Source organism: Arthrobacter sp. NQ4 (assembly GCF_029077345.1).
Taxonomy (GTDB): Bacteria; Actinomycetota; Actinomycetes; order Actinomycetales; family Micrococcaceae; genus Arthrobacter.
This window is the reverse complement of sequence record NZ_JARETC010000002.1, coordinates 513,814-527,270: the sequence shown is the minus strand read 5'-3', so window position 1 is coordinate 527,270 and position 13,457 is coordinate 513,814. Positions and strand designations below refer to the sequence as shown.

At 67.1% G+C, this 13,457-nt stretch carries 13 protein-coding genes and 3 tRNA genes; 9 read left to right on the top strand and 7 right to left on the bottom strand.

Annotation, left to right across the window (positions count from 1 at the left end):
* Positions 1-73, bottom strand: a tRNA-Arg gene (locus PUN51_RS06280).
* A 208-nt stretch (positions 74-281) separates the two neighbouring features.
* Between PUN51_RS06280 and PUN51_RS06275 the strand changes: the two genes are divergently transcribed.
* From PUN51_RS06275 to ettA, 3 genes are all read left to right on the top strand, one after another.
* Entirely contained in the window at positions 282-833 is a 552-nt protein-coding gene (locus PUN51_RS06275; protein WP_275180262.1) for a single-stranded DNA-binding protein, read from the top strand.
* A gap of 186 nt (positions 834-1,019) precedes the next feature.
* The gene (locus tag PUN51_RS06270) at positions 1,020-1,607 is read left to right on the top strand and encodes a DUF6993 domain-containing protein (RefSeq protein ID WP_275180261.1); all 588 of its coding nucleotides are present in this window, start codon (positions 1,020-1,022) and stop codon (positions 1,605-1,607) included.
* Positions 1,608-1,668: 61 nt separating this feature from the next.
* On the top strand, positions 1,669-3,351 hold the full coding sequence (gene ettA, locus PUN51_RS06265; RefSeq protein ID WP_159631783.1) for an energy-dependent translational throttle protein EttA: 1,683 nt from the start codon (positions 1,669-1,671) through the stop codon (positions 3,349-3,351).
* A 126-nt stretch (positions 3,352-3,477) separates the two neighbouring features.
* Here the strand turns inward: ettA and PUN51_RS06260 are convergent, their stop codons facing one another.
* On the bottom strand, positions 3,478-4,398 hold the full coding sequence (locus tag PUN51_RS06260; RefSeq protein ID WP_224026317.1) for an acyl-CoA thioesterase: 921 nt from the start codon (positions 4,396-4,398) through the stop codon (positions 3,478-3,480).
* Positions 4,399-4,462: 64 nt separating this feature from the next.
* Between PUN51_RS06260 and PUN51_RS06255 the strand changes: the two genes are divergently transcribed.
* Entirely contained in the window at positions 4,463-5,122 is a 660-nt protein-coding gene (locus PUN51_RS06255; RefSeq protein ID WP_224026316.1) for a hypothetical protein, read from the top strand.
* A 33-nt stretch (positions 5,123-5,155) separates the two neighbouring features.
* Here the strand turns inward: PUN51_RS06255 and PUN51_RS06250 are convergent, their stop codons facing one another.
* Both PUN51_RS06250 and PUN51_RS06245 read right to left on the bottom strand, forming a co-directional pair.
* Positions 5,156-5,614 carry a globin gene (locus PUN51_RS06250; protein WP_275180260.1) on the bottom strand — a complete coding sequence of 153 codons (459 nt, stop codon included), beginning with the start codon at positions 5,612-5,614 and terminating at the stop codon, positions 5,156-5,158.
* Position 5,615: 1 nt separating this feature from the next.
* Complete coding sequence (locus PUN51_RS06245; protein ID WP_159631787.1) at positions 5,616-6,299, bottom strand: mechanosensitive ion channel family protein; 684 nt, start codon at positions 6,297-6,299, stop codon at positions 5,616-5,618.
* Positions 6,300-6,365: 66 nt separating this feature from the next.
* On the opposite strand from PUN51_RS06245, the gene PUN51_RS06240 reads away from it, so the two are divergent.
* Positions 6,366-7,364 (top strand): NAD-dependent epimerase/dehydratase family protein, encoded by a 999-nt coding sequence (locus tag PUN51_RS06240; RefSeq protein ID WP_224026315.1) that lies wholly within the window; start codon positions 6,366-6,368, stop codon positions 7,362-7,364.
* Here the strand turns inward: PUN51_RS06240 and PUN51_RS06235 are convergent.
* Positions 7,361-7,834, bottom strand: a complete 474-nt coding sequence (locus PUN51_RS06235; protein ID WP_275180259.1) for an OsmC family protein — start codon at positions 7,832-7,834, stop codon at positions 7,361-7,363. The two genes, PUN51_RS06240 and PUN51_RS06235, sit on opposite strands and share 4 nt — an antisense overlap.
* Positions 7,831-10,392, bottom strand: coding sequence for an aminopeptidase N (pepN, locus tag PUN51_RS06230; RefSeq protein WP_275180258.1), 2,562 nt, complete (start codon positions 10,390-10,392; stop codon positions 7,831-7,833). Before pepN ends, PUN51_RS06235 begins: the two co-directional genes overlap by 4 nt.
* Before the next feature lie 172 nt (positions 10,393-10,564).
* Here pepN and PUN51_RS06225 point away from each other — a divergent pair, with 172 nt between their 5' ends.
* From PUN51_RS06225 to PUN51_RS06215, 3 genes are all read left to right on the top strand, one after another.
* Entirely contained in the window at positions 10,565-11,599 is a 1,035-nt protein-coding gene (locus PUN51_RS06225; protein WP_275180257.1) for a hypothetical protein, read from the top strand.
* A gap of 69 nt (positions 11,600-11,668) precedes the next feature.
* Entirely contained in the window at positions 11,669-12,163 is a 495-nt protein-coding gene (locus tag PUN51_RS06220; RefSeq protein WP_159631792.1) for a ribose-5-phosphate isomerase, read from the top strand.
* Positions 12,163-13,122 (top strand): Fpg/Nei family DNA glycosylase, encoded by a 960-nt coding sequence (locus tag PUN51_RS06215; RefSeq protein ID WP_275180256.1) that lies wholly within the window; start codon positions 12,163-12,165, stop codon positions 13,120-13,122. The genes PUN51_RS06220 and PUN51_RS06215 overlap by 1 nt, the downstream gene beginning before the upstream one ends.
* Positions 13,123-13,171: 49 nt before the next feature.
* Here the strand turns inward: PUN51_RS06215 and PUN51_RS06210 are convergent.
* Positions 13,172-13,245: transfer RNA gene (locus PUN51_RS06210), tRNA-Gly, on the bottom strand.
* 132 nt (positions 13,246-13,377) lie between these two features.
* On the opposite strand from PUN51_RS06210, the gene PUN51_RS06205 reads away from it, so the two are divergent.
* Positions 13,378-13,452 (top strand) — tRNA-Pro (locus tag PUN51_RS06205).
* Positions 13,453-13,457 lie beyond the last annotated feature (5 nt).

Genomic DNA, 13,457 nt, shown 5'->3' with positions numbered 1-13,457 from the left:
TGCCCCAGGAGGGAATCGAACCCCCGACCGGCGGATTAGAAGGCCGCTGCTCTATCCCCTGAGCTACTGAGGCATCAGCTACCGGCCTGCAGGCCGGGCGCCTCAAAAAGTTTACATTGCCCGGCATGGCGGCGGCGTCATCCGGCCTGCACTGTTCCTCCCCATGTGGCGTGGCGGGCCCTGTTGTCCACATACGGGAACCCGTGCCTCCTGCCCGCGGGCATCCGGGGCGATGCTGGTCATGCCTGCTACAGGCGCCACCATCCAGACAGGACGTAGACATGAGCGAAACGATTACCATCCGGGGCTTCGTTGCCACTGAGATCACGAGTTCCACCACGCCGGGAGGAGTGGCAACAGCCTCCTTCCGGCTCGGTTCCACCACGCGCCGCTTTGACCGGGAATCCAAAACGTGGGGCGACGGGCACACCAACTGGTTCACCGTGCAGGGCTACCGCAACCTCGCCGGGACCCTGGGCTGCAGCATCCGGAAAGGCCAGCCGGTCATCGTCGTGGGCAAGCTGAAGATCCGCACCTGGGAAAAGGAAGGCCGGGTCTACCACTCCACCATCATCGATGCCGAGGCCGTGGGGCATGACCTTACCTTCGGCTCGGCAAACTTCATCCGGACCGCTTCAAGGCCTGCGCTTTCCCTCGTGGAGCAGCCGCAGCCCCCGGAGGATGCCCCTGCCATGGACCCGGCCCTTGACGAACCGGAGGACCGTGAGGACGACCATCCCGGGGAGCTTGGCCATGCAGCGGTCGTCATTGAGGACAACGACGGCGGACTCGCTGCCCTTGACCTGGAAACCGGGGAACTCGCCGAAGTCTAGGAAACACGCATCAGCTGTCAACGTTCCCCGTTCAGTCCCGGGCGGACGGACCGGTGGCACCCCCCGCCGCCGGCCGTCCGCCCGCCTCCATCCCACCCCCGCCACCACGCGTCCGCACCAGCGCGCGGGTGGCCACTTGCAGCCGGCCATACCGGCCTGGCGTCCGGCGCATGGCACAATGACACCATGCGTCCCACCCCTTACCGCCGGCAGATAAACCGGGCCGGTGCAGCGCTGTCATGTGCTGTCCTGGCCGCTCTCGTGTCGGGGTGTGCCGCCGGTCCCGCAGCGGACAATCCGCGGGTCGAGGGCAGCGGTGACGGATCGCTGAAGGCACCGGCAACGGCAACGGCAACGGCGGCGGCAACGGCGCCGGCGGCGCAGGAAGCTGCAGCCCAGGGTGCCAATCCAGCGGCCCCAGGCAGCGCCGCCGACGGGGAAACGTTGGCCAACACGTCAGCCGGTGCCAGCACCTCGGCCGCCGCGGCCACCGAAACCGTAAAGCGGACCGTAACCGACACCCTGGCCAAACTGGCAGCAGGAACACCCAAGCCGGCCACGGCCCAGGTCAGCGACGCCCTGACGGGAGCCGGCATCGCGCCGGCAGTGCTCCAGGTCTCGCAGAGCCGGACGCCCACCGGCCTGGAGGCGGACGCCATCGAGGCTGCCGTGCTGCAGGGCAAGGACTGCGTCATTGGACAGGTGCGCGAGGGTGCAGTGACCGTCACCGTCCTTCCGGTCCTGGCCAGCGGCAAGTGCTTCGTGGGTTCCTGATCCTGCTGACTTTCCGGCTGTAAATGTGAGATCTGCCCGCCAACCCACTAGATTTGAGACCATGGCGGAATTTATCTACACAATGACCAAGGCCCGTAAGGCCGTTGGCGAAAAACTCATTCTTGATGACGTAAGCATGTCCTTCTTCCCGGGCGCCAAGATTGGTGTTGTGGGCCCGAACGGTGCCGGTAAGTCCACCATCCTCAAGATCATGGCAGGGCTGGACACGCCCTCCAACGGTGAAGCCAGGCTCAGCCCCGGCTACAGCGTGGGCATCCTTCTCCAGGAACCGCCCCTCAACGAGGAAAAGACAGTCTTGGGCAACGTCCAGGAAGGCGTGGGCGAGATCTACGGCAAGATCCAGCGCTTCAACGAGATCTCCGAGGAAATGGCCAGCCCCGATGCTGACTACGACACCCTCCTCGAAGAAATGGGCAAGCTGCAGGAAGCCATCGATGCCGCCGACGCCTGGGACCTCGACTCCCAGCTGGAGCAGGCCATGGACGCCCTCCGCTGCCCGCCGGCCGATGCCGACGTCACCAACCTCTCCGGTGGTGAGCGCCGCCGCGTAGCCCTGTGCAAGCTCCTCCTGCAGAAGCCGGACCTGCTGCTCCTCGACGAGCCCACCAACCACCTGGACGCGGAAAGTGTCCTGTGGCTCGAGCAGCACCTTTCCAGCTACCCCGGCGCCGTCCTCGCCGTCACCCACGACCGTTACTTCCTGGACCACGTGGCGGAATGGATTGCCGAAGTGGACCGCGGCCACCTGTACCCGTACGAAGGCAACTACTCCACCTACCTGGAGAAGAAGCGCGCCCGCCTCGAGATCCAGGGCAAGAAGGATGCCAAGCAGGCCAAGCGCCTCGCCGAGGAACTCGAGTGGGTCCGCTCCAACGCCAAGGGCCGCCAGACCAAATCAAAGGCCCGCCTGGCCCGGTACGAGGAAATGGCCGCAGAAGCGGACCGCACCCGCAAGCTCGACTTCGAGGAAATCCAGATCCCGCCGGGACCGCGCCTGGGTGGCCTGGTCCTGGAGGCCAAGAACCTCCAAAAGGGCTTCGACGACCGTGTCCTGATCGACGGGCTCTCATTCAGCCTGCCGCGCAACGGCATCGTGGGTGTCATCGGTCCCAACGGTGTGGGCAAGTCCACGCTCTTCAAGACCATCGTGGGCCTGGAACCGCTCGACGGCGGCGAGCTGAAGATCGGTGACTCGGTCAAGATCTCCTACGCCGACCAGAGCCGCGGCGGCATCGACCCCAACAAGACCCTGTGGGAGGTCGTCTCCGACGGACTCGACTTCATCCAGGTGGGCAACGTCGAGATGCCGTCCCGTGCCTACGTGGCAGCCTTCGGGTTCAAGGGTCCGGACCAGCAGAAGAAGGCAGGCGTGCTCTCCGGCGGTGAGCGCAACCGCCTGAACCTGGCCCTGACCCTCAAGCAGGGCGGGAACCTGCTGCTCCTCGACGAACCCACCAACGACCTCGACGTCGAAACCCTCAGCAGCCTGGAGAACGCGCTGCTCGAGTTCCCCGGCTGCGCCGTGGTGGTCTCGCACGACCGGTGGTTCCTTGACCGGGTGGCCACGCACATCCTGGCCTACGAAGGTGACGACGAGAACCCCTCCAAGTGGTACTGGTTCGAGGGTAACTTCGAATCCTACGAGGAGAACAAGGTGGAGCGTCTGGGCCCGGACGCTGCCAAGCCGCACCGCGTCACCCACCGGCGCCTGACCCGCGACTAACAGCGCGGAACCGGGCCAAAAGCCTGACAGCACAAAAGAAGGCCGGCACCCCGACAATTTTCGGGGTGCCGGCCTTCTGCGTGCCTGCGGGGTCAGCGTGCCTGCACGGATGCGGTGCCTTCGACGTCAGGCGCCCGCGGGGTCGGTGGGAATGCGCACCATCCCCTCCTGCGCAACGGTGGCGACATGCTGGCCCCCGCGGTTGAAGATCTTGCCGGTTGCCAGGCCGCGCGCGCCGTGGGCGCTGGGGGATTCCTGGACGTAGAGCAGCCACTCATCAACCCGTGCGGGCCGGTGCCACCACATCGCGTGGTCCAGGCTGGCAACATTCATTCCAGGCGTGATCCAACTCAGTCCGTGCCGCCGAAGGATGGATTCAAGCAGCGTGTAGTCGCTGGCATAGGCCAGGGCGGCCCGGTGCAGGTTGGAGTCGTCCGGCATCGGCCCGAAGGTCTTCATCCAGACAGCGTTGCGGGCTTCCCGCGGGCCGGCCGCTGAAACGTACAGCGCCGGGTTGACGTGCCTGATGTCGAAGGGCCGCTCATACGCCCAGTGCCGTGCCACCGGATGATCGAACTTGCCCAGCAGGTCCGCCGTGCTGGGCAAAGAGTCGGGGTCCGGGATTCCTTCCGGCATAACAGACGAGTGCTCGACCCCTTCGTCCTCTCCCTGGAACGAGGCGATCATGGACAGGATGGGCACGCCGTCCTGGTAGGCGTGGACCCGCCTGGCCGAAAAAGACCGGCCGTCGCGCAGCCGCTGCACCCCGAAGGTGATGGGTTTGTTGGCGTCGCCGGGCCGCAGGAAATAGCCGTGCATGGAGTGGACGAACCGTTCGGGGTCAACTGTCCGGATCGATGCCACCAGCGACTGCGCCAGCACCTGCCCGCCGAATACCCTGTGGTGCGGCTGCTGCTGGGAGGGGCCCAGGAAAATATCCTCATCCGTGCGGGCGCCCTCAAGCTCACCAAGGTCCAGCAGTTCGATCAGCGATGAGGTGGGGTCGCCAGTGGGCGGCGCCAGCAGTCCGGCTTCGGCTTCAGTCATGGTCCGACTCTAGACGGCGGCCCGCAAACCACTCAACCGGAGTGCAGCCGGTAGTGTTCTAGATGTGTCTGAACTTCTCACCTCGTCCTTCCGTTTCGCAGACCCGCGGGATCTCGCCGACCTGAAGACCTTCGCCACCCGGGCCAAAGCCATTGATGACGGTGCCATCCGCCTGCAGGCCGCCGGCTCCGTCCTGGCCGCCTACGTGTGCGTCCTGCGGCCAAGGCTCCTGGGCGAATCCACCCCGACGATCCTGGGCCTGCGCACCATGGCACTGGCGGAACCGTCCGGAACGGATGTCACCGTTGCATTGTCATCCGTCCTGGACAGGCTGGCACGGGCAGGGGAGGGCGACGTCGAATTGCCGGTTCCACCCACCACCGTCACCGAGTCCTGGACCGGGGTAGGCGCCCCCCGGGGCGGATGGGAACTGTTGGGGTCCGTCAGCGATTCCCGCCTGCGGGCGGCAGCCGAGGCGGGCATCGCCGAGGTGGCCGGCATTGTGCCGGACAAACCGGGCGCACTCATCGTGAACAACGCACGGGCCGCGGTATGGGGGCGGGAACTGGACGACGCCGGCCTGCCCGCCGGCGCTGCCTTCGCCGCCTTCGCGCTGGGGTTCCTGGGCGACGGCGACCAGAAGCTCTACCGGGCCGGCCGCTGGTTCCGGCTTACCGGACCCCGCGGCCACGTCCTGGCGCGCACCGGCAGCGGCCTGCTCTAGGCCAGACCGCAGGGCGCCGGCCGGATAAGAGACTCAGGAACCGGAGGGGCTGTTCACCATGGACAGCGCGGCCCGCTCCATGTAGTCCCACAGTGTTCCCTCGTACAGCGGCGGCAACTCCAGGGCGTCCACGGCGGTGCGCATGTGGAACAGCCACCGGTCCTTTGCCTCCGGCGTGACCTTGAAGGGCATGTGGCGCATGCGCAGGCGCGGGTGGCCGCGCTCCTCGCCATACGTTGTGGGCCCGCCCCAGTACTGCTCAAGGAACATCAGGAAGCGGCGCTTCGCGGGCGCCAGGTCCTCTTCCGGATACATCGGCCGCAGCAGGGGATCGGTGGCCACTCCGTCGTAAAAGACGTCAATGAGCTTCACGAAGGTCTCGTGGCCGCCCACGGCGTCGTAGAAGCTGTCGGTGTAATCCGGCTTGCTGAAGGGATCATTCTGCATCAACTGGGGCCGCTGCCCGGGGCGCGGCTCAATGGGAAGCGACATGCTAGTCCCCGGCTTTCTGGTCAGTCTTCTTGGTCTCAACGTGCGCCGAGCCCTGGTCGGTGGTGCCGTCGTCGGACTCATGCAGTGGAACGTACCGTCCCTGCGACCGGTTGCCCACGCGCAGGATCTCGCCGTTGCGCAGGTACCAGATGGCGCCGTCGTCCGAGCGGACGCGGGTGATCCGCAGTCCCATGGACTCCACAACGCCCACCACTTCGCTGGTTTCGATCACATCACCGATCCCGTACTGGTCTTCAATGGTAATGAAGATCCCGGCCAGGAAGTCGCGAATCAGCTGCTGGGCGCCGAAGCCGATGGCCACACCGAGGATACCCACGCTGGTCAGCAGCGGGGCGATGTTGATGTCCAGGTTCTGCAGCACGTACATGCCGGTGATGATGACCACCAGCACGCCCACCACGCTGTTGAGCAGTGAACCGATGGTTTCGGCACGCTGGACCCGGCGTTCGTGGTCAAGGGCCCTAAAGGCCGGAGCAGCCCACCTGAACGTGGGCTTCTTGAAGAAATTGCTCCCCGACGCCACCCGCTTGGTGATGCGGGAAATGATGAACGTGGCCACGAGCCAGACGGCAACGCCGACGCCGAGGCTGATCACGATGCCTGGGAGGCTCACGCCACTCGGCTGGCTGGTGGCTGGGGGAAGGATGGACAACATGCTGACCATGGGTGGAAATAGCTCCTTGGGATATTGCGCTGTTCTCTTTCAACCCTAGCGCCGTAGCGTGGAGCAATGCGCATCCTCATCCTCGGCGGAACAGCCTTCCTCTCCCGGGAAATCGCCAGGCAGGCGGTGGCCGCGGGGCACCACGTCGCGTGCCTGGCCCGGGGAGTGTCCGGTGAGCCGCCGCCCGGCGCCGAGTGGGCCAGGGCGGACCGATCGGCGGGCCCGGCAGCGTACTCCGGCGCAGCCGGCACGTGGGACGCCGTGATCGAGGTTGCCCGGGACCCTGCACCTGCCCGGGACGCCCTTGCCGCCCTCGCTCCGAAGGCCGGCCACTGGACCTTCGTTTCCAGCTGCTCAGCCTATGCGGACCATTCCGTCCCCGGAGCGGCAGAGGACGCCGCGCTCCTGCCGGCGCTTGCCCCCGGAACTCCTTCCACCCCCGGGAACTACGGCGAGTCCAAAGTGGCCATCGAGCAGGCCACCCTGGACGCCACACGCGGCAGGGCCCACATCTGCCGCGCCGGCCTGGTCAGCGGCCCTGGCGACCCCACCGACCGCTACGGCTACTGGCCGGCCCGCTTTGACCGCAAACAGGGGCCGGTGCTGGTCCCGGACATCGGGCACCAGCCCACCCAGGTCATCGACGTCCGGGACCTGGCGGCGTGGATCCTGCGTGCAGCCGAACAGGGAACCACCGGCCCGCTGAACGCCAACGGAGACCAAGTGGCCTTCGCAGAGCTCACCAGCGCCTGCGGCGAACTCTCCACCGCCGGCACGCCCGCCACCGTCACCGCCGGTGAAGAATGGCTGGTGGCGCAGGGCGTTAACTACTGGTCAGGGCCCGATTCCCTTCCGCTCTGGCTCCCGCCCCATCACGAGGGCTTCATGGCCCGCAGCAACCAGGCAGCCAAGGCTGCGGGAATGGTGCTGCGGCCCTGGCAGGAAACCCTGGCCGACACCCTGGGAGATGAACGCGTCCGCGGGCTGGACCGGTCCCGGAAGGCCGGCCTGCAACCCGCCACGGAGCATCGGCTCGCCAAACTGCTCCAGGGCAGGGAAGCCTAGGCGGCCACCGTCACCGGTTGGTGCTCCACCGGGAAGTTCACGCTCCGGGCAATGAAACAGACCTGGTTGGCCTCATGGTGCAGCGAGGCGGCCAGTTCCGCCTGCGCGGCGTCGGCCACCGTCACGTGCGGGTGCAGGGTGACCCGCTCGAACTGGCCGCTGCCGTCCCGGTTGAGCCGCATCAGTCCGGTGGCCTCATCCCGGTAATCCGTGACCAGCACGCCGTGCTTCACCGCTACGTGCAGGTAGGACAGCATGTGGCACTGGGCCAGCGCAGCCAGGAGAAGCTGCTCCGGGTTGTACCGTTCCCGGTCTCCATGGAAGGTGGGATCTGCCGAGCCCTTGAGGACCGGCAGGCCCGGAACCAGCACGTCATGGTCCCGGGTGTAGCTCCGGTAGGACGACGTGCCGCCGCCCCGGTTGCCTGTCCACTGGACGGTCAGCGAGTACCGGTGTTCGTTGAGGCTCACGCCGGGCTGCCCTCCTGCAGGACATCGGCGGCTCGGGCACGCAGGGCGCGGGCCACGCCGTCGCGGTTCTCCAGCATCATCCGCCGCAGCGCAGCGCTTTCCGCCGGCAGCGACGCCAGGAAGGCGTCCGTCCGGTCGATGGTGGCCTGCGTGGTCAGCAGCGCCGGGTAGAGGCCGACGACGATCTGCTGGGCGAGTGCGTGCGTGCGGGTTGCCACGATGCCCGGCACAGCCGCGAAGTACAGCTCCGAGAACGGCTCCAGCAGCGAACGGTCCAGCACCCGCATGAAGCCGGTCACCGCCGATCCCTGCAGCGCGTTGGACAGTTCTCCCTTGACCACAATGGATTCCCAGGCCGCGGCCTTCGCCTCCGGGGTGGGGATGGCAGCCTTGGCCAGGGCGGCCGCGTTCTGGCCGCTGGAGGTGTTGTCCCGCTCCAGTTCGGCGTCGATGCCGTCCTGCCCCATCCGGCCGCCGGAAACCAGCGAGGCCACCAGTTCCCAACGGAGGTCCTGGTCAACGCTCAGGCCTTCCAGGACCACGGACCCATCCAGGAGGCCGGACACCCGGTCCAGCTGGGACGCGCTGCGGGCCAGCAGCGCGAAGGACTTGATGAACTGCAGCTGGCCGTCGGAGCCGCCGGGAACAGTCGAAGCCAGATCCCACAACCGGTCCACGGCCGTAACGGTGGTGGCTTCGCGGTGTTCCTCGGCCACGTAGAAGTTCAGGGTGGTGGCCAGCTGCCGCAGCTGGACCAGGATCACGGAAGAATCCGTCTCCGCAGCGACGTTGGCCAGGATCAATTCCACGTACTTCCGTGCCGGACTCTCACCGTCACGGGCAGCATCCCACGCGGAGTTCCAGACGAGGGTCCGCGGCAGGCTTGCAGCGAAGTCCTTCAGGTGCGCGGTGGCGGTGGCCAGGGACGCCGGGTCCAGCCGCACCTTGGCATAGGCAAGGTCGTCGTCGTTGATGAGGATCAGGTCCGGCCTGGCCAGGCCAGCCAGCGCCGGCACCTCCGTGCGTTCGCCGTCGACGTCGAGTTCCTCGCGGTGCACCCGGGTGAGCTTGCCGGCGTCGTCCAGGTTGTAGAACCCCACGGCAAGGCGGTGCGGGCGGATGGTGGGCCACTCCGGAACCGCGGACTGCAGGATGGCAAAGGACCGCAGCTTTCCGTCGGAATCCACCTCCACTTCGGGAGCCAGCGTGTTCACTCCCGCGGTCTCCAGCCACTGCCGGCCCCAGCGGTCCAGGTCGCGGCCGCTGGCCTTCTCCAGCTCCACCAGCAGGTCCTGCAGCTCCGTGTTGTGCCAGGAGTGCTTGGCGAAGTACTCACGGACACCCGCCATGAACTGTTCCGGCCCAACCCAGGCCACCAGCTGCCGCAGCACCGAGGCGCCCTTGGCGTAGGTAATGCCGTCGAAGTTGACCTCAACATCCTGCAGGTCGTTGATCTCCGCGAAGATCGGGTGCGTGGTGGGCAGCTGGTCCTGCCGGTACGCCCAGGACTTTTCCACGGAGGCGAAGGTGGTCCAGGCGCTGGTGAAGGACGTGGCCTCCACCGCCGCCAGGTGGGACATGTACTCGGCGAAGGACTCGTTGAGCCACAGGTCGTTCCACCACCGCATGGTCACCAGGTCCCCGAACCACATGTGCGCCAGTTCGTGCAGCACAGTGATGGCGCGCCGCTCGATCTGGGCGCCAGTGACCTTGCTGCGGAACACGTAGCCTTCCAGGATGGTCACCGCCCCGGCGTTCTCCATGGCCCCGGCGTTGAACTCGGGAACGAACAGTTGGTCGTACTTCTCAAACGGGTAGGGGCAGCCGAACTGTGCTTCGAAGAATCCGAAGCCCTGCCGCGTGAGCTCGAAGATGTTGTCCGCATCGAGGTACTGCATCAGGGATTTGCGCGCGAAGACGCCCAGCGGGATGACCCGCCCGTCAGAGCTGGTGACCTCGCTGCGGACAGACTCGTACGGGCCCGCGATCAGGGCGGTGACGTAGGAGGACAGCCGGGGCGTTGGTGCGAAGGTCCACACGGACCGGGCGCCGTCGCCGGCCTCCACGGGAGCAGGTGTGGGGGAGTTGGAAATGACATCCCAGTGGGACGGCGCAGTGACGGTGAAGGCGAACGTTGCCTTCAGGTCCGGCTGCTCGAAGACGGTGAACATCCTGCGGGAATCGGGAACCTCGAACTGGGTGTACAGGTAGACCTCGTTGTCCACCGGGTCCACGAACCGGTGCAGCCCTTCGCCGGTGTTCATGTAGGGCATGTCCGCCACGACCGTCAGCTCGTTGTGCTCCGCCAGGTCCGGCAGCTGGATCCGCACGCCGTCGGCCACGGTGGCCGGATCAAGGGACCGGCCGTTGAGGGTCACGCTGTGCACGGTGCGGGTGACGGCATCGATGAAGCTCGCCGACCCCGGCGCCGCCGTGAATTTCACGGTGGTGGTGCTGCCGAAGACCTCTCCGCCCCGGGTCAGGTCCAGGCTGACATCGTAGGACTCGACGGTGATCAGTTCGGCGCGCTCACGGGCTTCGGCGCGCGTCAGGTTCATGCCTGGCAAAAGAGGGCCTCCAGAGAAGTTTCGGCTGCCGGCCGGTGGTCCCGGTTCCGGCACTGTCATGCATTCTTTCATCCCTGGGGTCCTTGGCAAGTTGCGCAGCTCACAGCCGCCTCCGCCCGGGCGGGGCGCTTGGCCGGGCAGCCACAGGGGTAGCGTTAAATGCATGGGAAAGCTGCTGGATTCGGTGGACACCAAGGCACTGCGCTTCGCCGTCGGGTTCCCCGTCGTCCTGGCCGCCGCCTTTGCCTACTGCGCGTCGCTGCTGCGCCCGGACCTTCCGGAGCCGGTCGCCATCCGCTGGACGGACGGCGGCGGGGCCAACTTCGCGCCCTTCGGCGCCTACGTGGGGGTTGGCGCCGCCGGAATTGTCCTTGCCGGCTGGCTGGTCCTGCTCCAGGCCGTGCCCCTTGGACGGCCGGTCATGATGCGGCGGATCATGATGGGTGCCGGACTCTTCCTCAGCCTGTTCATCACCTCCGCCCTTGCCGCGGGCCTGATCGGCCAGACCGGGCTGGCCGACGCCCGGCAGTCGCATGTGGACATGACGGTGCTGGCCCTTGGCAGCGGCGCCGCGGTATCGCTCGGGGTGACCATGGCCATGGTCTACAAAGCTGACCGGCAATGGTCGCCGGATGACGACAGGGCGCTCCAGGTCGCCATCGCCAAGGAACTTGACCCCGACCTTGCCCGGGACAGCATCAGGCTCTGGGTCCACGCCCGCAGTTCCGTCTTCGTCATGATCGCCATCGCCTCCCTGTTCCCGGCGGCCCTCATCGCCGTCGTGGTGCCCTGGCTGGGGATCCTGCTCGTGGTCCTGGCCCTGGTGGGGACAGCGTTCCTGTTCGCCCGCATCAAGGCGGACCGGCGCGGACTCAAGGTCCTGCTGGCCGGGGTGGTGCCGGTCATGGACGTGCCTGCCGGGGCCATTTCCGACGCCAGTGCCGCTGAGGTGAGGGCCGCAGACTACGGCGGGTGGGGCTACCGGCACCACCACGGAACCGCAGCCATGCTGGTCAGCAGCGGCCCCGCCGTCGTCGTCAGCAAGACCGACGGCCAGCGCCTTGCCGTCAGCGGCGGCAGCCAGGCGTCGGCCGCGCGGCTTGCCGAAGTCCTGACGCGGGTGGCCGCCAGGGCCCGCCGCGGGGGCGGAACGCCGCCACCTGTGGAAGGCCAGAGCCCCGACCCCGGGCTGCCCTAGTATCCTTATCCGTGTCGTTCCGGCCCCACCCGGTGGCCGCCAGCTCCCACAACCGAACGGACTTAGCACGTGACCACTACCCCTGCCTACCCGCGGGTCCATATCGCCACCGACCATGCAGGCATGGAGCTCAGCGCCCACCTGGTGTCCCACCTGACCGGGAAGGGATACGAGGTGGTTGACCATGGCCCCAAGGTCTACGACGCCCAGGACGACTACCCCTCGTTCTGCATCAACGCGGCACTCGCCGTGGTGGCTGACCGGGAGGCCGGCGTCCATGCCCTGGGCATCGTGCTGGGCGGCTCCGGCAACGGCGAACAGATTGCCGCCAACAAGGTGAGGGGCATCCGCGCCGCCCTCGCCTGGAACCTTTCCACGGCCACCCTGGCCCGCGAGCACAATGACGCCAACGTGGTGGCCCTGGGCGGCCGCCAGCACACGGTGGAGGAAGCCACCGAGCTGGTCGAGGCATTCCTGGCCGAGCCCTTCAGCAACGATGAACGCCACATCCGCAGGATCGAAAAGATCGCTGTTTTTGAGGCCACCGGCGAGGTCATCGAGTAGTGCCCGAGGGCCATTCCGTCCGCAGGCTCGCCCGCCAGTTCGGCGACGTATTCCTCGGCGAGGCACTGGCTGTGTCCAGCCCCCAGGGCAGGTTCAGCGGGGGAGCGGCGCTGCTGGACGGCCACACCATGGTCGCTGCCGAGGCTCATGGCAAGCACTTGTTCCTGCACTTCGACAACTCGCTGGTGCTGCACGTCCACCTTGGCCTGTACGGGGCCTGGAGCTTCGGTGGTGACAGCACCTTCGCCGGCGCGTCAAGCATCGGTGCGCCGCGGCGGGTAGGGGAGCAGGAGGCGTTCTCCGACGGGGACGACGATGGCGGCGCGCCCTACGCAGGTCCGCCGGCGCCCGTCGGGGCCGTCCGGGTCCGGCTCGCCGGCAGCCACGGCTGGGCGGACCTTCGCGGGGCCACCACCTGCGAGACCATCACCGCAGCAGAGGCCGACGCCGTCCTGGCGCGGCTGGGGCCGGATCCGTTGCGGAACCTTCGCGGGGACGCCGGGCGGTTCGCCGCCAATGTCCGGACCCGGAAGACCCCGCTGGCGGCCCTGCTCATGGACCAGAAGGTGATTGCCGGCGTCGGGAACGTCTACCGTGCCGAAGTGCTGTTCCGCCGCCGCCTCGATCCGTTGCTGCCCGGCACCGCGCTGCCGGACAACGACGCCCGCAGGCTGTGGCGCGACATCGTCGCCGTCATGAACGACGGCGTGGCCGATGGGCGGATCATCACCACCCCGCCCAAATACTGGGCGCTCGATGGCACCACGGCCGCCAAGGCGGCCGCGGCAGGGGAACCGGTGCCGCCCAGGAGCGCACATTTCCCGCACCGCGACGACGTCCACTTTGTCTATAAAAGGCACGGGCTGCCCTGCAGGGTGTGCCGCACCATCGTGCTCATGGCCGACCTTGCCGGCCGGAACCTCTACTGGTGCCCTTACTGCCAGCAGCCGCAGGCGTAAAAGAACAGACGCAAAAAGGCCCCTCGGTCGAGGGGCCTTTTTGTTGTCCTGGAGGGGACGACGGGAATCGAACCCGCGTAATCAGTTTGGAAGACTGAGGCTTTACCATTAAGCTACGTCCCCGAAGGAAGATCCGATTTTCAGCGGAAACTCCGGGCTGGCTGTTCAAGCCGGATACAACTAAACCTAATCCATGGCCTACGTGTCAAATGTGCAATCGCGACGCGTATCACCGTAGACTTGCCTGTGCACTTACGGGGTGTAGCTCAGCTTGGCTAGAGCGCCTGCTTTGGGAGCAGGAAGTCGCAGGTTCAAATCCTGTCACCCCGACTCTG